At 70.2% G+C, this 22,421-nt stretch carries 16 protein-coding genes; 11 read left to right on the top strand and 5 right to left on the bottom strand.

The annotated features are described in order from the left end of the window. Positions 1-25 precede the first annotated feature (25 nt). Together gjpA and AU196_RS12295 are read left to right on the top strand one after the other, a co-directional pair. Positions 26-1,399: an outer membrane porin GjpA gene (gene gjpA, locus AU196_RS12300; RefSeq protein WP_059095359.1), complete on the top strand. Its 1,374-nt coding sequence runs from the start codon at positions 26-28 to the stop codon at positions 1,397-1,399. A gap of 97 nt (positions 1,400-1,496) precedes the next feature. Then, a complete protein-coding gene (locus tag AU196_RS12295) occupies positions 1,497-1,844 on the top strand; it encodes a TFIIB-type zinc ribbon-containing protein (protein ID WP_059095358.1) in 348 nt (115 codons plus the stop codon). On the opposite strand, the gene AU196_RS12290 is transcribed toward AU196_RS12295, so the two are convergent. Both AU196_RS12290 and AU196_RS12285 read right to left on the bottom strand, forming a co-directional pair. After that, positions 1,841-2,599 (bottom strand): phosphotransferase family protein, encoded by a 759-nt coding sequence (locus tag AU196_RS12290; RefSeq protein ID WP_059095357.1) that lies wholly within the window; start codon positions 2,597-2,599, stop codon positions 1,841-1,843. The two genes, AU196_RS12295 and AU196_RS12290, sit on opposite strands and share 4 nt — an antisense overlap. A gap of 19 nt (positions 2,600-2,618) precedes the next feature. Next, positions 2,619-3,089: a carboxymuconolactone decarboxylase family protein gene (locus tag AU196_RS12285; protein ID WP_059095356.1), complete on the bottom strand. Its 471-nt coding sequence runs from the start codon at positions 3,087-3,089 to the stop codon at positions 2,619-2,621. Positions 3,090-3,138: 49 nt separating this feature from the next. On the opposite strand from AU196_RS12285, the gene pdxR reads away from it, so the two are divergent. Together pdxR and AU196_RS12275 are read left to right on the top strand one after the other, a co-directional pair. After that, positions 3,139-4,551, top strand: a complete 1,413-nt coding sequence (pdxR, locus tag AU196_RS12280) for a MocR-like pyridoxine biosynthesis transcription factor PdxR (protein WP_059095355.1) — start codon at positions 3,139-3,141, stop codon at positions 4,549-4,551. Positions 4,552-4,591: 40 nt separating this feature from the next. Continuing rightward, positions 4,592-4,987 carry a GtrA family protein gene (locus AU196_RS12275; RefSeq protein ID WP_059095354.1) on the top strand — a complete coding sequence of 132 codons (396 nt, stop codon included), beginning with the start codon at positions 4,592-4,594 and terminating at the stop codon, positions 4,985-4,987. Positions 4,988-4,994: 7 nt separating this feature from the next. Here the strand turns inward: AU196_RS12275 and AU196_RS26095 are convergent, their stop codons facing one another. The 3 genes from AU196_RS26095 to AU196_RS12260 are packed head-to-tail and all read right to left on the bottom strand — an operon-like array spanning position 4,995 to position 7,671. Continuing rightward, on the bottom strand, positions 4,995-5,306 hold the full coding sequence (locus AU196_RS26095; protein ID WP_059095424.1) for a type VII secretion target: 312 nt from the start codon (positions 5,304-5,306) through the stop codon (positions 4,995-4,997). Beyond that, positions 5,303-5,842, bottom strand: a complete 540-nt coding sequence (locus tag AU196_RS26090; RefSeq protein WP_059095353.1) for an LppA family lipoprotein — start codon at positions 5,840-5,842, stop codon at positions 5,303-5,305. Before AU196_RS26090 ends, AU196_RS26095 begins: the two co-directional genes overlap by 4 nt. Beyond that, entirely contained in the window at positions 5,839-7,671 is a 1,833-nt protein-coding gene (locus tag AU196_RS12260) for an alpha/beta hydrolase (protein WP_059095352.1), read from the bottom strand. Before AU196_RS12260 ends, AU196_RS26090 begins: the two co-directional genes overlap by 4 nt. Positions 7,672-7,780: 109 nt before the next feature. On the opposite strand from AU196_RS12260, the gene dprE1 reads away from it, so the two are divergent. From dprE1 to AU196_RS12225, 7 genes are all read left to right on the top strand, one after another. Continuing rightward, on the top strand, positions 7,781-9,151 hold the full coding sequence (gene dprE1, locus AU196_RS12255) for a decaprenylphosphoryl-beta-D-ribose oxidase (RefSeq protein WP_059095351.1): 1,371 nt from the start codon (positions 7,781-7,783) through the stop codon (positions 9,149-9,151). A gap of 11 nt (positions 9,152-9,162) precedes the next feature. After that, the gene (gene dprE2 / locus AU196_RS12250) at positions 9,163-9,933 is read left to right on the top strand and encodes a decaprenylphospho-beta-D-erythro-pentofuranosid-2-ulose 2-reductase (RefSeq protein WP_059095350.1); all 771 of its coding nucleotides are present in this window, start codon (positions 9,163-9,165) and stop codon (positions 9,931-9,933) included. 49 nt (positions 9,934-9,982) lie between these two features. After that, positions 9,983-11,809 carry a galactan 5-O-arabinofuranosyltransferase gene (locus AU196_RS12245; RefSeq protein ID WP_059095423.1) on the top strand — a complete coding sequence of 609 codons (1,827 nt, stop codon included), beginning with the start codon at positions 9,983-9,985 and terminating at the stop codon, positions 11,807-11,809. Further along, positions 11,802-15,074, top strand: a complete 3,273-nt coding sequence (locus tag AU196_RS12240; RefSeq protein ID WP_059095349.1) for an arabinosyltransferase domain-containing protein — start codon at positions 11,802-11,804, stop codon at positions 15,072-15,074. The genes AU196_RS12245 and AU196_RS12240 overlap by 8 nt, the downstream gene beginning before the upstream one ends. A gap of 24 nt (positions 15,075-15,098) precedes the next feature. Further along, positions 15,099-18,368 (top strand): arabinosyltransferase domain-containing protein, encoded by a 3,270-nt coding sequence (locus AU196_RS12235; RefSeq protein ID WP_059095348.1) that lies wholly within the window; start codon positions 15,099-15,101, stop codon positions 18,366-18,368. A gap of 44 nt (positions 18,369-18,412) precedes the next feature. After that, positions 18,413-21,598, top strand: coding sequence for an arabinosyltransferase domain-containing protein (locus AU196_RS12230; RefSeq protein ID WP_197415773.1), 3,186 nt, complete (start codon positions 18,413-18,415; stop codon positions 21,596-21,598). A 35-nt stretch (positions 21,599-21,633) separates the two neighbouring features. After that, on the top strand, positions 21,634-22,421 hold a 788-nt coding region (locus AU196_RS12225), incomplete at its 3' end, for a DUF222 domain-containing protein (protein WP_157546272.1).

Raw genomic sequence — 22,421 nt, 5'->3', positions numbered from 1 at the left:
TTTACGTAGCCGTAAGGAGATCGTGATGGAACTGAGACTTCGTCCGTACGCGACTGCCGGGGTCGCGCTCGTGGGCGCGAGCGCGATCGCGATGGCACCGGTGGCGCCGCCGCTGCCGGACATCAAGATCTCCAGCCCGTCGGTCAACCTGTCCGCCGTCATCGACCCGATCACGCCGTGGGTGGACGTGTTCGAGAACGCGGAGGCGAACCTCGCGGGCCTCATCGAGGACTGGGCCGAGGCGCCGTTCCCGGTGCTGCAGCAGGTCATCGTCAACCAGCTCCGCTACTTCAGCGAGCTCCCCGACTTCGAGCTGATCGCCGGCCAGATCGCCGAAAACCTCGAGGCGGCGGCGGGCGTTTTCTACGAGCGTGACCTGACGACGCTCGATCCGCTGCACCAACTGGCGTTCACCCTCCTTCCCGCGATCGTGCCGGCACTCGCTGACCTGGGACCGATCCTCGATTTCACGACGACATCATTCAGTGGTGTGCTGCTCGGCCTGGTAGGCCCGATCATCGGTCCGGTGCTGGCGCTCGCCGCGAGCGGAAGCGCGATCTTCGCCGAACTCACCGGCGAGACCCCGGATATCGGTGCGGCGTTCAACACCTTGATCAACACCCCGGCCGCCGTGGTCGACGCGTTCCTCAACGGCGGACAGACGCTCGACCTGACCCCCGTGCTGTCGGCGTTGGGGCCGGCTCTGGGCCTCGAGTTGCCGCCCGGCACCGAGATCGGCCTGACCTTCGGCGGTCTGCTCAGCCCCGGGGGATCGATCTTCAACGCGCTCGACATCGGCCTCGGTCCCATCTCGATCCCCGGCCAGGGTCCCGGCGCCATCGGATCCCTCATCGACCTCTCCCAGGCCATCGCGCGGGCACTCGGGTGGGACGGCACCGGCAATCCGCTTCACGAGGAGGACACACCGCCGCCCGCGCCGCTCGATGTACCGGAGTCCACTCTGCGACTCGTGGATGACACCGAGCTCCTCAACGCGGCGACCACGACGGTCACGGTGTCGGCGACGGACACCGACGCAGGCAAGACCGCCGACGTGACATCGTCGACCGACGGTGCGGCCGTCGTCGATACGACCGTCGGCAGCGGGACACCCACCGAAACCGAGCAGCCGGGCGACGGCACCCTGACCCCGGTGGTCCTTGACGAGGGTGCCGGAGAAATACCGGCCGACAAGCCCGCCAAAAAGCGGGTCAACCCCGGAGCCAAGATCGCAGGCGCCCTCAAGTCGGCGGGCGATCAGCTGAATTCGGCGGTCAACGACCTCGGCAAGAAGCTCACCAAGCGTCCGTCGAAGAAGGCTCCCGCCGCCGACAACGAGAAGGCTCCGGCTGCGGACAACGACACCTCGACCGAGAAGGCTCCGGCAGCCAGCGAATAACCCTCCACCCACGCGATCGGTCCCTGCCATTCGGCAGGGACCGGTTGCGTTCGCGCGGGGCCCGGCACTTCCAGCGCTCATCCGGCGTTATGCGGATATGAGCATCCCGCCATACCAGCCGCCGACCTCTTCGTCCTCGCCCGGACCGGGCCACACCCTGGTCTGCCCGAAGTGCAAGGGCGTCATGCGAACCTACGAGCGCAACGGAATTCACCTCGAGCAGTGCGACACCTGCCGCGGCATCTTCCTCGACCTCGGCGAACTCGAAGCGCTCACCGAGATGGAGAACCGGTTCATGCAGGCCGCCCCGCCACCTCCGCCTCCACCGGCCGGCTACGGATCCGGCTACGGATCGGGTTACGGCGGCTACGGCCCCGGCTGGGGTCACCGCGGTAACAAGCACTACCGCAAGCAGGGGTTCGGTCGGCTGTTCTTCTCCAGCTAGACCATCCGGGCACAGGCGTCCGCCAGCAGCTCGTCGCCGGGATCATGCACGGCCGCGGCGATCACCGCCGCCCTGGCGAACGGGTCGAGCACCGGCCACGGATCGGGCGGTGCATCGGCCACCGCCGCCCCGCCGGTCTGCCGGTACGCGTCGAGGAAGGCCGACCAGTCCTCGTCGGGGATGTGCCCGGCCGCCCAGTATCCCGCCGGCCGAGCCAGATCCCAGGCCGGATCGCCCACCCCGAGGTCGTCGACGTCGAGGAGCACCCACGGCTGTCCGGCTGCGCGTCGGCCGAGTTGGCCGAGGTGGAAGTCGCCGTGCACGAATGTGCGGGGGCGCTCCGGTGACCCGGCTCGCCACGCTGCGGGCGGCAGTTCGGTGAGCGCCCTCCGCGCCGGTTCCGCGGCGGAGTCCGCCGATCGCAGTGCCTCGACGACGCGCCGCATCCTGGCAGGCCAGCCGTGCGGCAGCCGGGCCGTGACCGGCTGGGCGTGCAGCCGGGCCAGCAGCGCCCCGGCCTCGGCCCACGGCAGCTGATCCGGTTCCGGCGCAACGGTTTCCACGCGAGGCCACCGGGTCCGCAGCCGTGTCCCCACCTGCTCCGGCGCCACCGTCACCGGGGCCAGCAGAATGCCCCGCAACGCGTCGGCCACCCGCAGCTGCGTTCGCAACGCCCGCGGGTCGGTCCCGGACCGGTGCAGCTTGGCCACGACGTCACCGTCGAAGGCGATCTCCGCACCGGACCGGGTCTGCACACCTGCGACGGTATTCGTCTCAGCGGCGCGGGACCGGCTGGGGCGCGGCGAGGTTGATCCGGTTCCAGGCGTTGATCGTCACCGTCATCGCGATCACCTGCGCAAGCTCACGGTCGGTGAACACCTCGGCCGCACGCCGATACACCTCGTCGGAGACGGCCCCCCGCCCCGCGACCTCGGTGATGGCCTCGGCCAGCGCCAAAGCGGCGCGCTCACGCTCGGTGAACAGGTCGCCGGCCTCCTCCCAGGCGGCGACCAACGCCAGGCGCTGGTCGGTCTCACCGCCCTTGCGGGCGTCGTGGGTGTGCATGTCGAGGCAGAACGCACAGCGGTTGATCTGCGACGCACGGATCTTGATCAACTCGCCGATGGCGGGATCCAGGTCCTTCGAAGCGGCCTCCGAGAGCGTCATCATGGCGCTGTAGAGCTCCGGCGCGGCTTTGAACATCGTGATGCGGGTGGTGGTCCCGGCTTCCAGTGTCTGTGTCATACCTCGAACGCTAATCCCGAAAAGACCACGGAGATGGTTCAATTCAGGCATGACTTCGTGGGCCAATCCGGGGACGCGCGACCTGCACCTCGACCTGCGCGAGGTCATCCGTCCCGGCGCTCGGGGAGTGCGTGAACTGCTGGTCAACGCCCTTCGTGAGGCCGTGCGGTCGGGCCGGCTGACCCCGGGCACCATGCTGCCGCCATCGCGCACTCTGGCCCAGGACCTCGGCGTCGCCCGCAACACCGTCGCCGAGTCGTACGCCGAGCTCGTCGCCGAGGGCTGGCTCGCCTCTCGGCAGGGCGCCGGCACCTGGGTGGTGAACGCCGGGGCGCGCCGCCCGCCCGCCCGGCCGCGGGGATCACGCACGACCGCGCGACACAACCTGATGCCCGGCTCCCCCGACGTGTCGGAGTTCCCGCGCAGCGCCTGGCTCGCCTCGACCCGCCGCGCGCTGGCCGCGGCGCCCAGCGAGGCGTTGTGGATGGGCGATCCGCGCGGCAGACCGGAACTCCGCGAGGCGCTCGCCGACTACCTCGGACGGGTGCGTGGTGTCCGGACCTCACCGGAGACCATCGTGGTGTGCGCGGGCGTCCGGCACGCGGTGGAACTGCTCACCCGCGTCCTCAGCGCCCAGCGCCCGATCGCCGTCGAGGCCTACGGCCTGTTCATCTTCCGCGATGCGATCAGCGCGCTCGGTTCCTCGACGGTGCCCATCGGCCTCGACGACCACGGCGCGGTGGTCGACGACCTCGCCCGCCACGACGTGCCCGCGGTCCTGCTCACCCCCGCCCACCACAACCCCCACGGGATGCCGCTGCACCCCACCCGCCGCACCGCCGCCGTCGACTGGGCGCAGCGCCGCGGCACCTACGTCCTCGAAGACGACTACGACGGCGAGTTCCGTTACGACCGGCAACCGGTCGGCGCGATGCAGAGCCTGGACCCCGAACGGGTGGTGTACCTCGGATCGGCCAGCAAGAGCCTGGCGCCTGCGCTGCGGCTGGGGTGGATGGCGCTGCCCGACGTCCTGGTCGAACCCGTCGTCGCCGCTTCCGGGGGCCACCAGTTCTTCGTCGACGCACTCGCCCAGCTGACCATGGCGGACTTCATCACCAACGGTCACTACGACCGCCACATCCGCCGGATGCGCATGCGGTACCGGCGCAGGCGCGACCGCCTCGTCGAGGCCCTCGCCCCGTTCGACGTCGAAATCCGCGGTCTGGCAGCCGGACTCAACCTTCTCCTCACCCTGCCCGACGGCGCCGAGCAGGAGGTGCTGCAACGCGCCGGCCACGCGGGGCTCGCGCTGGTGGGGCTGTCCGCAATGCGGCACCCGGCGGCCGGGCCGGACGTCGCCGACCCCGACGGCGTCATCATCGGCTTCGGCGCACCGGCCGAACACGCCTTCGCCGCGGCGGTCGACGCGCTGTGCGGCGTGCTGGAGGCGACGCTGCGCTGAGCGCGCAGGAGCATAAGCTGCCGGGGTGGCCGAGCCCCCCATGTCGCCCCAGCTGTCGCTGACCACGCAGGTGTGGCGGTTTCTGCTCACCGGCGGCTTCGCCGCGATCGTCGACTTCGGCCTCTACGTGCTGTTGCTCGAGGCCGGGCTGCACGTCAACGTCGCCAAGACGCTCAGCTTCATCGCCGGCACCACCACCGCCTACCTGATCAACCGGCGCTGGACCTTCCAGGCCCCGCCGAGCCGCGCCCGGTTCCTCGCGGTGTGCGCGCTCTACGCGACGACCTACGCCGCGCAGGTGGGCCTCAACTACGTCTTCTACATGGCCTGGGAGGACAAGCCGTGGCGGGTGCCGGTGGCCTTCGTCATCGCGCAGGGTGCCGCGACGGTGATCAACTTCGTCGTGCAGCGCACGGTGATCTTCCGCCTGCGGTAGGACCGCGTCAGTCGTAGCGGACCGATTCGTCGAGCGCCGCGCCGCCCACGGCGTCCTGCTGGTCGTAGACGTCGGCGGCGGCATTCAGTTTGTCCCCGAGATCGGTCAGATCGGTGCGCAACCGTTCGGCCTGGGTCTCGAGGATGTCGATGAACGCCGCGAAGCCCGGCTTGCCGGCCGTCTTCCACGCCGACTCCTGACCGGCGATGCCGGCGGCCACCCCGGCCCGGCTCGACGACGCCTCCTCGGCGACCACGTGCATCTGCGCGGCCGACAGGCGCACCGCCGCGGTCTCGACGTGGACGTTCTGACCGCTCACGGGGCGCCTGCCGCGGGTCTGCGGCACGCGATGCTGCCGGTGAGCAGCGACGCCTCCTTCGACCCGAACACCAGCGTCCGACCGTCGTCGCTGCTCAGGCGCACGTCGTGGTTGCGGCTGGAGTCGGCCATCGCGGTCACCGTGGACAGTCCGGCGTCGGCGGCCAACCGCTGCACCGCGGGAAACACCAGGTTCCACTGCGCATCGGACATCGACAGCGGCGACGTCCACTTGGCGAGGTACAGCGCCGTTCCCTTCTGCCCGCTCTCCTGCTGGGTGCAGTTGTCGCGGGACTCCTCGTAGGACTGCGTCCACGGTGCGCTCTCGGGAACGAGCCGCGCGACCTCCGCGCGCACACTGTCGACCAGTTCGGTCATCTGCGTCCGGGTCTGCTCGATATCCGGAAGCTGTGCGATGTCGATCTTCGGAACCTCCTGGCTCGCCATCGGGGACTCGTCCCCGCTTCCGCCGCCGCATGCGGCCACCATCAGCACCGCCAGCGGGGCCACCGTCCAGCGCAGTCTGCGAGCCGTCATCGGATCAGCCTTTCGTCTCCGTTGGCAAGGGGCACGTCGGCCAGGCCCCCCGCGATGATCGCCAGGTTGTACGCCGGGGTCCGCAGCACCTGGGTCCCGTCGGCCTGCGGAACGGAACGGGGATAGTCCGCGTGCGAGGCCGCGCCGTCCCGGGAGACCCCGTCGGGGGTGACGGCGGCACCGGAGGACAACTGTTCCATCGGCAGCGTCAGCGGGTTCGGGCCGAGGGCGCCGAAATCGCCCAGCGCCGGTACCGGGACGCCCAGCACCGCCGGATCCCCGGAGATCGGATCGCCGGGGGCGGACATGACGTAGGCGCGCCCGTCGGGCAGGAACAGGTCCGCTTCGTCCCGGATCGGCACCGCCGCCTCGTACGGCACGTTGCCGCGCCACTCGGTGGTCGTCTGGTCGGTGAACCCGAGACCGGGAGATCCGTAGAACGCGGCATTGTCGACGACCCCGGTCTCCCCGAGTTCGTGCAGCGCCTGAGCGGTGGTCAGGGATCCGTAGGAATGGCCGAACGCCGACAGGTTCACCTCCGAGCCGTGCACGTTGGTGGCGTTGACGCCGCGGTAGAAGTCGGCCAGGTCCGGCGCGGCCTCGTTCGCCCGGCGTTCGAAGCCCGCCTCGACGACCGAGATGTCGTCCTTGGCGGGCGGCTCGTAGCCCAGCCAGGCGATCGTCGACACCGGCTCGCCGCCCTTGCCCGCCAGACCGAGCTGGTTCTGGATCTCGCTGCGCAGGGCGGACGCCTCACTGACCATGTCCGGCAGACTGGTCGGCGTCGTGCCCACCCCGGGTGTGGTGACCGCGACATGCCTGGCGTCGTCGGGGTTGCCGACCGCGATCGCCGCGCGCGGTTCGCGACCCTCGGGGAACTCCAGCAGCATCAGGTACTTGTTCGGATCGTCCTTGCCCCCGGTGGACACCGCATCCTTCGTCGCCCTGAGGTCGTCGAGGCGCGCCCGGCGCTCGGCGACCATCCGGTGGTACTCCTGCACATGGCCGTACGCCCCGCGGTCGAGCGCCACGCCCTTGTCCTTCAGGTACTCCTGAAGCGTCGGGATCGCGTCGACGTCGCGCTGCGCGTCGGCGAGTTCCCGGTCGAGTGCGGCCTTGTTCACCTCACTGCGGACCGCCACCGGCACCCCGTCGCGGTTGCCGATCCAGTCCGGGTGCTCGGCGATCACCTTGCGTTGCTCCTCGTCGCTGAGCGCGTTCCACCAGGCGTTGACGTCCTGCGGGGTGGCGCCGTCGCCTTCCGGTGGATAGGGCGCCGACAGGCCCGATTGATCGCGTCCGACCTCCTGGGCGGTGGCGAAGTCGGTTGCTCCGCGGGCGGTGATGTCGCCGGCCTGCAGGTGCCCGAACACCTCGGCGCAGTCGGCGTCGATGTCCTCGGCCTGGTGGATGAGCGCCTTGGCGCGGGTTTCGATGTCCTGCGCGACGGCCGCGAGTTCCTGCTGGACCTCGGGTGGCCCGGTGACCGTCACGTCGCCGTTGTCGGCGAGGAGGAGGAAACCGCCCTGCGCGGCCACGTCGGCGCGCACCGCCGCCAACTCCGTCTGCAGTGTCGTCACCGCCGCGCCGGTCTCCTCGGCCAACTGGGCGACCGCGCCGATCACCGCGGCGTCGTCGAGCACCCGGCCCCTGGTGTCGTGGATCTTGCCACGGGCGGCGTCGGCCGCCGGCGAGTCCCAACCCGGCAACCGGGAGATCAGCTCGAGGTCGGACGCGACCCCTTCGATGGTGGTGAGCTCGTCGCCGAGTTCGAACGCGATGGAATGCAGCGCACCGACATTCCACGAGTCGATGTCACTCAGCAGCATTCCCGCCCCCGCCTACAGTTTGCTCAACGCTACCGCGGCGTCACGCCGGCCCCGCTCACCTTTTCCGGGCTCGACGGAGCCGGACGGCCGGGGCGGTACCCTCGTCACGATGTTGCAGACCACGACCCGGCGGCTCACCGGATGGGCCCGCACCGCGCCCACCGTGGCCGAGGTGCTGTCGACGCCCGACCCCGAAGAGATCGCCAAGGCGGTCGCGCGGGTCGCCGACGATCCGCAGCGCGGCGTCATCGCCCGCGGGCTGGGCCGCTCCTACGGCGACAACGCGCAGAACGGCGGCGGTCTGGTCGTCGACATGACCGCCCTGAACCGCATCCACACCATCAACGTCGACACCGCGCTCGTCGACGTCGACGCCGGGGTCAATCTCGACCAGTTGATGCGCGCGGCGCTGCCGCTGGGCCTGTGGGTTCCGGTGCTGCCCGGCACCCGCCAGGTCACCGTCGGCGGTGCGATCGCCTGCGACATCCACGGAAAGAACCACCACAGCGCGGGCAGCTTCGGCAACCACGTCCGCTCGATGGACCTGCTCACCGCCGACGGCACCGTGCGCACCCTCAAACCCCGCGGCAAGGACGCCGACCTGTTCTGGGCGACCGTCGGCGGCAACGGGCTGACCGGGATCATCCTGCGCGCGACCATCGCGATGACACCCACCGAGACCGCGTACTTCATCGCCGACGGCGACCCCAACGCCGACCTCGACGAGACCATCGCCATCCACAGCGACGGCAGCGAGGCCGACTACACCTACTCCAGCGCCTGGTTCGACGCGATCAGCCCGCCACCCAAGCTCGGTCGCGCCGCCATCTCCCGCGGTTCGCTGGCCACCCTCGACCAGCTGCCCCAAAAGCTGCGCCGCAATCCGCTGAAATTCGATGCGCCGCAACTGCTCACGTTCCCCGACATCTTCCCCAACGGGTTGGCCAACAAGTGGACGTTCGGCCCGATCGGCGAACTGTGGTACCGCAAGTCGGGCACCTACCGCGGCAAGATCCAGAACCTGACGCAGTTCTACCACCCGCTCGACATGTTCGGAGAGTGGAACCGCGCCTACGGCAGCAACGGATTCCTGCAGTACCAGTTCGTGGTCCCCACCGAGGCGGTCGACGAGTTCAAGGCCATCCTCGTCGACATCCAGCGCTCCGGGCACTACTCGTTCCTCAACGTGTTCAAGCTGTTCGGTCCGGGAAACAAAGCGCCGCTGAGCTTCCCGATCCCCGGCTGGAACGTCTGCGTCGACTTCCCGATCAAACCCGGACTCGGTGACTTCGTCAGCGGGCTCGACCACCGGGTGCTGCAGTTCGGCGGACGGCTCTACACCGCCAAGGACTCCCGCACCACCGCGGAAACCTTCCACGCCATGTACCCGCGCATCGACGAGTGGATCGCCGTGCGCCGCCGCGTCGACCCCGACGGGGTGTTCGCCTCCGACATGGCCCGACGTTTGGAGCTGCTCTAGATGGTGCGCGCATGGTGATCGATGCCGTCGGCAACCCCCAGACCATCCTGCTGCTCGGCGGGACCTCCGAGATCGGGTTGGCGATCTGCGAGCGCTACCTGCGCGACGCGCCCGCCCGGATCGTGCTCGCCGCCCTGCCCGACGATCCGGGCCGCGACGCCGCGGCCGCTCAGATGCGTAGCGCGGGAGCGAAATCGGTCGAGGTGATCGACTTCGACGCCGTCGACACCAAGAGCCACCCGGACGTCATCGACAAAGCCACCGCCGGCGGATCCCGCGACATCGATGTGGCGATCGTCGCGTTCGGACTGCTCGGTGACGCCGAGGAACTCTGGCAGAACCAGCGCAAGGCGGTGCAGATCGCCGAGATCAACTACACCGCAGCTGTTTCGGTCGGGGTGCTGCTCGGCGAACAGATGCGAGCGCAGGGCTTCGGCCAGATCATCGCGATGAGTTCGGCGGCCGGTGAACGTGTGCGGCGGTCCAACTTCGTCTACGGCTCGACCAAGGCCGGGCTGGACGGGTTCTACCTCGGCCTCGGGGAAGCCCTGCGCGAGTACGGGGTTCGCGTGCTAGTGATCCGCCCCGGCCAGGTGCGCACGCGGATGAGCGCCCACGTCAAGGAAGCGCCACTGACCGTCGACAAGGAGTACGTCGCCGAACTGGCGGTCACCGCGTCGGCCAAGGGCAAGGACCTCGTCTGGGCGCCCGGCGCCTTCCGCTACGTGATGATGGTGCTGCGCCACATCCCGCGGCCCATCTTCCGCAAGCTGCCCATCTAACCCGGTGGGCACCAACTCGCTGGCCGCCCCGATCACGACCGCCGGCCGGATGGTGGTGGCGGCGCTGATCGCCGCGGCCGTCGCGGTCGTGTCGCTCACGGCGATCGCGCGGGTCGAGTGGCCGGCGTACAACTCGTCGAACCAACTGCACGCACTGACCACCGTCGGCCAGTTCGGCTCTCTGGCAGGGTTGTTCGCCGCGGGCTGGCTGCACCGGCGCGGACGGCGCCTGGCGGCGCACGCGGCGTCGACGGTGTTCCTGTCGGCGTTCGCCGTCGTGACGCTCGCGATGCCGCTGGGGGCGACCAGGCTCTATCTGTTCGGCATCTCGGTGGATCAGCAGTTCCGCACCGAATACCTCACCCGCTTCGCCGACACCGCCGCGCTGCACGACATGACCTACTACGGGTTGCCGCCGTTCTACCCGCCCGGGTGGTTCTGGCTCGGCGGCCGGCTCGCCGCGCTGACCGGCACGCCGGCGTGGGAGATGTTCAAACCGTGGGCGATCATCTCGATCGCCGTCGCCGTCGCCCTCGCATTCGTGTTGTGGGCGGCCATGATCCGGTTCGGGTACGCGCTGCTCGTCGCCACCGCCACCACCGCGGTGATGCTGGCCTACTCGCCGGCCGAACCGTACGCCGCGATCATCGCCGTGCTGCTGCCGCCGGTGTTCGTGCTCGCCTGGTCCGGGCTGCGGGCCGGCACCAGGCCCGGCGGCGGCTGGGCGGCGATCGTCGGGGTCGGGCTGTTCCTCGGCGTGGCCGCACTGTTCTACACGCTGCTGTTGGCCTACGCGGCGTTCACGCTGGTGATCATGGCGGCCGTCGTCGCCGTCGCCCGCCGGAGCGCCGAACCGCTGCTGCGCCTGCTGGTCATCGCGGTGATCTCCGGCGCGATCGCGCTGATCGGGTGGGCGCCGTACCTGCTGGCCGCGCTGCGCGGCACCCCCGCCGACACCGGGACCGCGCAGCACTATCTGCCCGCCGACGGCGCGCAGCTGTCGTTCCCGATGCTGAGCTTCACGCTGCTCGGCGCGCTCTGCCTGGTCGGCACCGTGTGGCTGGTGGTGCGCGCCCGCACCTCCACCAGGGCGGGGGCGCTGGCCATCGCGGTCCTCGCGGTCTACGCCTGGTCACTGCTGTCGATGCTGACCACGCTGGCGGGCACCACGTTGCTCTCGTTCCGCCTGCAGCCGACGCTGGTGGTGCTGCTGTCGGCCGCCGGCGTCTTCGGATTCGTGGAGGCGGCGCGGGGCCTGGCCGACAGCTTCTCCAGCCGTCGTGTGCTGGTGGCCGCCGGTGCGATCGGCGCCATCGGCGCGCTGACGTTCAGCCAGGACATCCCCGACACGCTGCGGCCCGACATCGCCGTCGCCTACACCGACACCGACGGCTACGGGCAGCGCGCCGACCGTAGGCCGCCCGGCGCCGAACGCTACTACCGCGAGGTGGACGCGGCGATCCTCGACGCCACCGGCCGTCCCCGCAACGAGACGATCGTGCTGACCGCGGACTACAGCTTCCTGTCCTACTACCCCTACTACGGGTTCCAGGGTCTGACGTCGCACTACGCGAATCCGCTGGCCCAGTTCGACCAGCGCGCCGAGGCCATTAAGGGATGGCAGACCCTGGGCGATGCCGACCGGTTCATCACGGCCCTCGACGAACTGCCGTGGGATCCGCCGACGGTGTTCCTGATGCGCCGCGGATCAGAGAACACCTACACCCTGCGGCTGGCCTCCGACGTCTACCCCAACCAGCCGAATGTGCGGCGGTACCAGGTCAAGCTCGACGCGGCGCTGTTCGACGACCCGCGCTTCGAGGTTTCCGAGATCGGTCCGTTCGTGCTGGCGATCAGACAACCGGCCGATGGCTGACACCCAGCCCAGGCCGTTAACATCTACGCCCGTGAACTCTGGGGTTGCGGTCGGGAGCAACCACCGGACGGCGCGCCTCATCGCCATCGTCGCGGGACTGCTCGGCGCGGCGATGGCGCTGGCCACCCCGCTGCTGCCGGTGAAGCAGACCACCGCCGAGCTGAACTGGCCGCAGGACGGCGTGCTGCGCAGTGTGGACGCCCCGCTGATCGGTTATGTCGCCACCGATCTGACCATCACGGTGCCGTGCCAGGCGGCCGCCGGGCTCGCCGGACCGGCCAACACCGGCCGGACCGTGTTGCTGTCCACGGTCCCCAAACAGGCACCCAAGGCCATCGACCGGGGCCTGCTGATCGAGCGGGTCAACAACGACCTGCTGGTCATCGTCCGCAACACACCCGTGGTCTCGGCGCCGCTGACCGAGGTGCTCAGCCCGGAGTGCGAGCAGTTGGTGTTCACCGCCCACGCCGACAAGGTGACCGGCGAATTCGTCGGGCTCGTCCAGGGCCCCGACGACGTGCAACCGGGCGAGGAGCCCGGCGGCCCGTTGCGGGGCGAACGCAGCGGCTACGACTTCCGGCCGCAGATCGTCGGTGTCTTCACCGACCTGTCCGGACCGGCGCCGCCCGGCCTGGAGTTCTCGGCCACCGTCGACTCCCGCTACAGCAGCACCCCGACCCTGCTCAAACTGCTGGTGATGTTCGCAGGCGTCGCGCTGACCGTCATCGCACTCGGCGCGCTGCACGTCCTCGACACCGACGACGGAATGCGCCACCGCCGTTTCCTGCCGTCGCGCTGGTGGTCGATGACACCGCTCGACGGGCTGGTGACCGCCGTGCTGGTGTGGTGGCACTTCGTCGGCGCCAACACCGCCGACGACGGCTACATCCTGACCATGGCCCGGGTGTCCGAGCACGCCGGCTACATGGCCAATTACTACCGCTGGTTCGGCACCCCCGAGGCCCCGTTCGGCTGGTACTACGACCTGCTCGCGCTGTGGGCGCAGGTCAGCACCGCCAGCGTGTGGATGCGGCTGCCGACGCTGCTGATGGCCCTGGCCTGCTGGTGGGTCATCAGCCGCGAGGTGATCCCCCGCCTCGGGCATGCCGTGAAGGCCAACCGGGCGGCGGCCTGGACCGCCGCGGGCATGTTCCTGGCGTTCTGGCTGCCGCTCAACAACGGCCTGCGCCCCGAGCCGATCATCGCGCTGGGCATCCTGCTGACCTGGTGCTCGGTGGAGCGCGGCGTGGCCACCAGCCGGCTGCTGCCCGTCGCGATCGCCATCATCATCGGCGCGCTCACCCTGTTCTCCGGGCCGACCGGTATCGCCGCGGTCGGTGCGCTGCTGGTGGCCGTCGGACCGTTGAAGACGATCGTCGCCCGGCACACCTCACGGTTCGGGTACCTCGCGTTGCTGGCACCGGTCCTGGCCGCGGGCACCGTCACCGCGATCCTCATCTTCCGGGACCAGACGCTGGTCGGCGAGCTGCAGGCCAGCAGCTTCAAGAGCGCCGTCGGGCCGAGCCTGAGCTGGTTCGACGAACACATCCGCTATTCGCGGCTGTTCACCACCAGCCCCGACGGATCGGTGGCGCGGCGCTTCGCGGTGCTGACGCTGCTGCTCGCGCTGACGGTGTCGGTGGCGATGACGCTGCGCAAGGGCCGCATCCCGGGCACCGCCGCGGGCCCCAGCCGCCGGATCATCGGCATCACGATCATCTCGTTCCTGGCGATGATGTTCACGCCCACCAAGTGGACCCACCACTTCGGGGTGTTCGCCGGACTCGCGGGTTCGCTGGGCGCGCTGGCGGCCGTGGCGGTGCTGGCCGTGGCGATGCGCTCGCGACGCAACCGGGCCATGTTCGCGGCCACGGTGCTGTTCGTCGCCGCGCTGTCGTTCGCCACGGTCAACGGCTGGTGGTACGTCTCGAACTTCGGTGTGCCGTGGTCGAATTCGTTCCCGGAGTACAAGTTCGGCTTCACCACGATCCTGCTCGGGCTGTCGGTGGTCACGCTGCTGCTGGCGGCGTGGTTCCACTTCTCGGGCCGTGACACCTCCCCCGGCGACGACGGCCGCTGGCGCTGGCGCCGCATCGCGCAGTCCCCGCTGGCGATCGCCGCCTGGCTGGTGGTCCTGTTCGAGGTGGTGTCGCTGACGCTGGCGATGGTCAGCCAGTACCCGGCGTGGACGGTCGGCCGGTCCAATCTCGATGCGTTGACCGGGAAGACGTGCGGGCTCGCCAACGACGTCATGGTCGAACAGGACCCGAACGAGGGGCTCCTCGCTCCCCTCGGCAGTCCGGCGGGCGCCGCGCTGGGGGCGGCCTCCGCGCAGGCGTTCAGTCCCAACGGCATCCCGTCCGACGTGTCCGCGGACGCGGTGATGAACCAGACAGGGGCGACGAACTTCGCCGACACCGACGGCGACACCGAGACCGGCGGCGAGGCCGGCACCGAGGGCGGCACCACCGCGCGCGCGGGTATCAACGGCTCGCGCGCCCGGCTGCCGTTCAACCTCGACCCGGCCCGCACCCCCGTGCTGGGCAGCTGGCGCAGCGGCACGCAGGCGCCGGCCGATCTGCGGTCCGCGTGGTACCGGCTGCCCGACCGCGACGAAGCCGGACCGCTGCTCGTTGTGTCGGCGGCGGGTCGCTTCGACCCGGGCGACGTGGTGGTGCAGTGGGCCAGCGACGAGGGCGGCGCGAACCCGGAGCCGGGCGGCGCGGTCGGGTTCGCCGACGTCGGGGCATCGCCGGCGTGGCGCAACCTGCGGGTGCCGCTGGCGGCCGTCCCCGCCGACGCCACCCGGGTGCGCCTCGTCGCCACCGACGACGACCTGAGCCCGGACCACTGGATCGCGCTGACCCCGCCCCGCATCCCCGAGTTGCGGTCACTGCAGGACGTGGTGGGTTCCGAGGATCCGGTGCTGCTCGACTGGCTGGTCGGGCTGGCCTTCCCCTGCCAGCGGCCGTTCGAGCACCGCAACGGCGTCGTCGAGGTGCCCAAGTGGCGGATCATGCCGGACCGGTTCGGCGCGGAGGCCAACTCCCCGGTGATGGACTACCTCGGCGGCGGCCCGCTGGGCATCACCGAACTGCTGCTCCGCCCGACGACGCTGCCGACCTATCTGCAGGACGACTGGTCGCGCGACTGGGGTGCGCTGCAGCAGCTCACGCCGTTCTACCGGGACGCCGTGCCGGCCCGGCTGGATCTCGGTTCGACAACGCGTAGCGGCCTGTGGAGCCCGGCGCCGCTGCGCCACTAGGTGCGTCGCCTACCATCGACGCTCGTGCCCGCACACCGCTTCGTCCGCCTGATCGCCGTCGTCGCGGGCTTGGCGGGCATCGTGCTGTGCGCGTTGGCCCCGCTGCTGCCGGTCAGGCAGACCACCGCCACGATTCTGTGGCCCCAGGCCCCCGCTGAGGACGGGTTCGTCGGCAACCTGACCGCCCCGCTGGTGTCCGGCGCCCCGCTCGCGCTCGACGTGACCATCCCCTGTCAGGCCATCGCCACCATGCCCGCCGACGGCGGCCTGGTGTTCTCCACGATCCCGCCCGGGGGCATCGCCGCGGGCCGCAACGGGCTGTTCGTCCGCGCCAACGCCGACGCCGTGGTGGTGGCGTTCCGCGACACCGTGGCGGCCGTCGCCCCACGGAGCGCGATCGCCGCCGGCGCCTGCAGTGAACTGCGCATCTGGGCCAACGTGGGCGCGGTGGGCGCGGACTTCGTCGGCATCCCCGGTGCGGCGGGCACGCTGTCGCTCGACAAGCGGCCGCAGGTCGCCGGGGTGTTCACCGAACTCGAGGTGGCCTCGCAGCCCGGTCTGAGCGCCCGCATCGACGTCGACACCCGGTTCATCACGAGCCCCACGCCGCTCAAGCTGGCGGTGATGACGCTGGGCGTGCTGTGTGTGATCGCCTCGATGATCGCGCTGGCCGTCCTCGACCGGCGCGTCGGACGTGGTGTTCCGCGCTCCTGGCGCACGCTGCGGAGGGTCGGCCTGTCGACGTGGCTGGCCGACGTCGGGGTGATCGGGGCGCTGCTGATCTGGCATGTGGTCGGGGCGCAGTCGTCCGACGACGGCTACAACCTGACGATCGCGCGCGTCGCCGACGAAGCCGGCTACACCGCCAACTACTTCCGCTACTTCGGCGCCTCGGAGGCACCGTTCGACTGGTATCAGAGCGTTCTCGCGCAGTTGGCGTCGGTCAGCACGGCCGGCGTGTGGATGCGCATCCCCGCCACGGCCGCCGCGATCGCGACGTGGTTGATCATCAGCCGCTGCGTGATGCCGCGGCTCGGCAGGCGTCTGGCCGCCAACCGGGTCGCGGTGTGGACCGCGGGCGCGGTGTTCCTGGCGGCCTGGCTGCCGTTCAACAACGGTCTGCGGCCCGAACCGCTGATCGCGTTCGCGGTGATCGCGGTGTGGATGCTCGTCGAGCGCGCGATCGGAACGCGGCAGCTGTGGCCCGCCGCGGCCGCCGTCGTCGTCGCGATGTTCTCCGTGACGCTGGCGCCGCAGGGTCTGGTCGCCCTCGCGCCGCTGCTGGTGGGTGCGCGCGCGATCGCCCACATCGTCTCGGCCCGCCGTGCTGTCGACGGGCTGCTGCCCTCGCTCGCCCCGCTGGTGGCCGCGGCCTCGCTGCTGTTCGTCGTCGTCTTCCGGGATCAGACGCTGGCGACCGTCGCCGAGTCGGTGCGCATCAAGTACGTGGTCGGCCCGACGCTGCCGTGGTACCAGGAGTTCCTGCGGTACTACTTCCTGACGGTCGAGGAGAGCGTGGACGGCTCCCTGAGCCGCCGCTTCTCGGTGTTGATCCTGTTGCTGTGTCTGTTCGGCCTCATCGTGCTGCTGCTGCGCCGCGGACGGCTGCCCGGCACCTTCGGGGGTCCGGTGTGGCGGCTGACCGGGACGACGGCCGTCGGGCTGCTGCTGCTGACGTTGACGCCGACGAAATGGGCGGTGCAGTTCGGCGCGTTCGCCGGGCTGGCCGGTGCGCTCGGCGGGATCACCGCGTTCGCGTTCGCCCGGGTGGGCGTCAACAGTCGACGGAACCTGGCGCTGTACGTCACCGCACTGCTGTTCGTGCTCGCGTGGGCGACGTCGGGGATCAACGGCTGGTTCTACGTCGCGAACTACGGGGTGCCCTGGTTCGACAAGCAACCGGTGATCGTCGGCTACCCCGTCACCACGATCTTCCTGGTGCTCGCGATCGCCGGCGGCATCCTCGCCGGCTGGCTGCACTTCCGCATCGACTACGCCGGCCACACCGAGGTCGCCGACACCGGACGCAACCGGGCGCTGGCGTCGACCCCGCTGCTCGTGGTGGCCGTCATCATGGTGGTGCTCGAACTGGGGTCGATGGTCAAGGCCACCGTCGGCCGCTATCCCGTCTACACCATCGGCGCGGCCAACGCGGCGGCCCTGCGCTCGGGCCTGTCCGACACGAGCTGCGCGATGGCCGACGAGGTGCTCGTGGAGGCCGACACGAACGCCGGCATGCTGCAACCGGTTCCCGGTCAGCGCTTCGGCGAGTACGGCCCACTCGGCGGTGAGGACCCGGTCGGCTTCACCCCCAACGGCGTCAGCGACACCCTCGAACCGGCCGAACCCGTGGCGGCCAACCCGGGCACGGTGAACTCAGACGGACCCGTCGACAAACCGAACATCGGTGTCGGATACGCGGCGGGCACCGGCGGCGGTTACGGGCCCGAGGGCGTCAACGGTTCGCGGGTGTTCCTGCCGTTCGGCCTCGACCCCGACCGCACCCCGGTGATGGGGAGCTTCGACGAGCCCGGCTCGGATCAGGCCGGAGTTGCCGCGCAGGCCACCTCGGCGTGGTACCAGCTGCCACCGCGGACCCCCGACCGGCCACTGGTGACCGTCGCGGCCGCCGGGGCGATCTGGTACTACGAGGAGGACGGGTCCTTCAACTACGGGCAGTCACTGAAACTGCAGTGGGGTGTGCACCGGCCCGACGGCTCCTACCAGGCGCTCGACGAGGTCCAGCCGATCGACATCGTCCAGCAGAAGGCGTGGCGCAACCTGCGCTTCCCGCTCACCTGGGCGCCGCCGGAGGCCAACGTGGCCCGCATCGTCGCCGACGACCCGAACCTGTCGGAGGATCAGTGGTTCGCGTTCACGCCGCCGCGGGTTCCGGTGCTGCAGACCGCCGGTGAGTTCCTCGGCTCGCAGACACCGGTGCTGATGGACATCGCGACCGCGGCGAACTTCCCGTGTCAGCGGCCGTTCGCCGAACACCTCGGGGTGGCCGAACTGCCGGAGTACCGGATCCTGCCGAACTTCAAACAGGTGGTCACCTCGTCGAACCAGTGGCAGTCCGCCGAGGACGGTGGGCCGTTCCTGTTCATCCAGGCCCTGCTGCGGACGGCGACGATCCCGACCTACCTGAGCAACGACTGGTACCGGGACTGGGGTTCGATCGAACGCTACATCCGGCTCGTGCCGCGCGACGACGCTCCCAATGCCGTGATCGAGGAGGGGTCGAAGCGAGTGTTCGGGTGGAGCCGCGGCGGACCGGTGAGGGCACTGCCGTGAACGGCACATCAGCAACAGCCGTGAACGGCACATCAGCAAAAGCCGTGAACGGCGCATCAGGCCGGGACGTGAAGCTCGCGCGCTGGGTCGCCACGATCGCCGGGCTCCTCGGCTTCGTCATGGCCGTCGCCACCCCGCTGCTGCCCGTCACCCAGACCACGGCGACCCTGAACTGGCCACAGCAGGGACAGTTCGCGAACGTCACCGCGCCGCTGCTCTCCCAGGCGCCGGTGAGCCTGACCGCCTCGGTGCCGTGCGAGGTGGTCCGGACGCTGCCCGCCGAGGGTGGGTTGGTGTTCGGCACCGCCCCCGCCGAGGGCCGTGACGCGGCACTCAACGCCATGCTGGTCAACGTCACCCGCACCCGCGTCGACGTCATCGTCCGCAACGTCGTGGTCGCCAGCGTGAACCGGGCCCGGGTCACCGGGACCCCGGGGTGTGAACGCATCGACATCACCTCCTCGGAGGACGGCACGTTCGCCGACTTCGTCGGTCTGCGCCGAGCCGACGGCTCACCGCAGCGCACCGGCTACGCCGACCCGAACCTGCGGCCCGCCATCGTCGGCGTGTTCACCGACCTCACCGGACCCGCACCACCGGGGATGTCGCTCTCGGCGACCATCGACACCCGGTTCACCACTCAGCCGACCGCGCTCAAGCTGACCGCGATCCTGCTGGCGATCATCTCGACCGTCATCGCGCTGCTGGCGCTGTGGCGGCTGGACCGCCTCGACGGTCGCCGGATGCACCACCTGATCCCCACGCGATGGCGCACGGTGACCGCCGTCGACGGCGTCGTGCTCGGTGGCTTCGCGATCTGGTACGTCATCGGCGCGAACTCCTCCGACGACGGCTACATCCTGCAGATGGCGCGAGTCGCCGACCACGCCGGCTACATGTCGAACTACTTCCGCTGGTTCGGCAGCCCCGAGGATCCGTTCGGCTGGTACTACAACCTGCTGGCACTGATGACCCACGTCAGCACCGCCAGTATCTGGATGCGGCTGCCCGACCTCATCTGCGCGGTCGTCTGCTGGCTGCTGCTCTCACGCGAGGTGCTGCCCCGCCTCGGGCCCGCCGTGATCGCCAGTCGCCCCGCCCTGTGGGCAGCCGGGTTCGTCCTGCTGGGCGCGTGGATGCCGTTCAACAACGGGCTGCGCCCCGAAGGTCAGATCGCCACCGGCGCGCTCATCACCTACGTGCTGATCGAACGGGCGGTCACGTCGGGCCGACTCACCCCCGCTGCGCTGGCCGTGACCACCGCCGCGTTCACGCTCGGCATCCAGCCGACCGGGCTGATCGCCGTGGCCGCGCTGGTGGCCGGTGGCCGCCCGATCCTGCGAATCCTGATGCGGCGCAGGCAGACCGTGGGCATCTGGCCGCTGCTCGCGCCGCTGCTCGCCGCGGGCACCGTGGTGCTGGCAGTGGTGTTCGCCGACCAGACGTTGTCGACGGTGCTGGAAGCCACCAGGATCCGCACCGCGATCGGCCCCAGCCAGGAGTGGTACACCGAGAATCTGCGGTACTACTACCTGATCCTGCCGACCGTGGACGGCGCGATCGCCCGGCGGGTGGCCTTCCTGTTCACCGCGCTGTGCCTGTTCTCGTCGCTGTTCATCATGTTGCGGCGCAAACGGATACCCGGTGTCGCGCGCGGACCGGCCTGGCGGCTGATGGGCATCATCTTCGCCACCATCTTCTTCCTGATGTTCACCCCCACCAAGTGGATCCACCACTTCGGCCTGTTCGCCGCGGTGGGCGGCGCGATGGCGGCATTGGCGACGGTACTGGTCTCGCCGGTGGTGTTGCGGTCGGCGCGCAACCGGATGGCGTTCCTGGCGGGGCTGCTCTTCGTGCTGGCGCTGTGCTTCGCGTCCACGAACGGCTGGTGGTACGTCTCGAATTTCGGCGCACCCTTCAACACGTCGGTGCCCGCGCTCGGCGGTGTGACGGTCAGCGCGGTGTTCTTCGTGCTGTGCGGCGTCGCGGCCGTGTGGGCGTTCCTGCTGCACGTCGGTGACAAGCGGCGGTCCCGCGTGGTCGACGTGCTCACCGCGGCACCGATTCCCGTGGCCGCCGGGTTCATGGTCCTGGTCATGGTGGCGTCCATGGCGATCGGCGTGGTGCGCCAGTACCCGACCTACTCCAACGGGTGGGCCAACATCCGCGCGTTCGCCGGCGGCTGCGGCCTGGCCGACGACGTGCTCGTCGAACCCGATTCGAACGCGGGGTTCCTGCGGGCGCTGCCGGGTGAATACGGGTCGCTGGGACCGCTCGGCGGCACCGGGCCGGTGGGCTTCTCCCCCAACGGCGTTCCGGACCGCATCATCGCCGAGGCGATCCGGCTGAACAATCCGCAGCCCGGCACCGACTACGACTGGAACCAGCCCGAGCAGCTGTCCGAGCCCGGGGTGAACGGCTCGACGGTGCCGTTGCCCTACGGCCTGGACCCCACCCGGATCCCGGTCGCAGGCACGTATTCGACTGGCGTGCAACAGGAAAGCCGGCTGGCGTCCGCATGGTACGAACTGCCCGCACCCGACGACGCCCACCCCCTCGTCGTGATCACCGCAGCGGGCACGATCGCCGGAAGCAGTGTCGCAGAGGGATTCACCTCCGGACAGACCGTCGCGCTGGAGTACGCCCGCCGCGGCCCCGACGGTGCGCCGGTGCCCGCCGGTCGCGTCGACCCGTACGACATCGGGCCGACACCGTCGTGGCGCAATCTGCGCTATCCGCGGGCGCAGATCCCGGGTGACGCGGTGGCCGTCCGTGTGATCGCCGAGGATCTGAATCTCGGTCAGGGCGACTGGATCGCGGTGACGCCGCCACGCGTGCCCGAGGTTCGGTCGGTGCAGGAGTACGTGGGCTCCGAGCAGCCGGTGCTGATGGACTGGGCGGTCGGGTTGGCGTTCCCGTGCCAGCAGCCGATGCTGCACGCCAACGGGGTCACCGAGGTCCCCAAATTCCGCATTTCACCGGACTACTACGCCAAGCTGCAGAGCACCGACACCTGGCAGGACGGCCTCAACGGCGGTCTGCTGGGCATCACCGACCTGCTGCTGCGGGCGTCGGTGATGTCGACGTACCTCTCCCAGGACTGGGGTCAGGACTGGGGGTCGCTGCGCAGGTTCGACACCATCGTCGACGCCGAACCGGCGCAGATCGATCTGGGCACCGCGACACACAGCGGGCTGTGGAAGCCGGGCGAGATCCGCATCCAGCCGTAGCGCTGCTTGTCGGACCCCTCTGCTTGTATGGGGTCATGCCTTCGGTCGCGACTTCCTATGGCGTGGATACGCGTTCGGCGGATCGTCTCGATGCGTTGTTCGAGGAGATCGGCGAGCTGATGGGTCAGCGCAACGCCATCGATGGGCGCCTGGTGGAGATCGCCGCCGAGATCGAACACGACGAACTGGCGGGCATGACCGGTGCGCGCTCGATCGCGGCGTTGATGGCCTGGAAGACCGGGTCCTCGCCGCGCAACGGCAAGACCATCGCCGCCATCGCCCACCGCATCACCGAATTCCCCCACTGCGTGCAGGCCCTACGGGAGGGCCGACTGTCGTTGGATCAGGTCGGGGTGATCGCCGAAAGCGCCGGACCCGGATCCGACGAGCACGACGCCCATTTGGCCGCCAACGCCTCGGTCACCCAACTGCGCACCGCCATCAAACTCGAACCCAAACCCGCACCCGAACCCGAGCTCGAAAACGAGCCCAAACCCGCGGCTGAGCCGCCGCAGGCGTCGATCACCACGACCTCAGATGAGCAGCACACCTACTGGCGCATCACCCTGCCCCACGCCGAATCAGCGAAAGTCGACGCCGCCCTGACGTTCCGGCGCGAAGGCATGGTCGCCCAGTGGGACCGCGACCACGCCGACACCCCGTCCGGGCAGCGGCCCCCAGCCCCGACGACGGTGGATGCGTTCCTCGACATCATCGACACCGCCTGGGACGCCGACGCCGCCCGGCGCCCCCACAGCGCGCACACCACCGTCGTCGTGCACCTCGACATCAAAGACCGCATCGCCGCCCTCCACCTCGGCCC

Origin of the sequence: Mycobacterium sp. IS-1742 (assembly GCF_001500125.1) — a bacterium.
Taxonomy (GTDB): Bacteria; Actinomycetota; Actinomycetes; order Mycobacteriales; family Mycobacteriaceae; genus Mycobacterium.
Note: the sequence above shows the minus strand (reverse complement) of the source record. Positions and strands in the feature narration are given on the sequence as shown.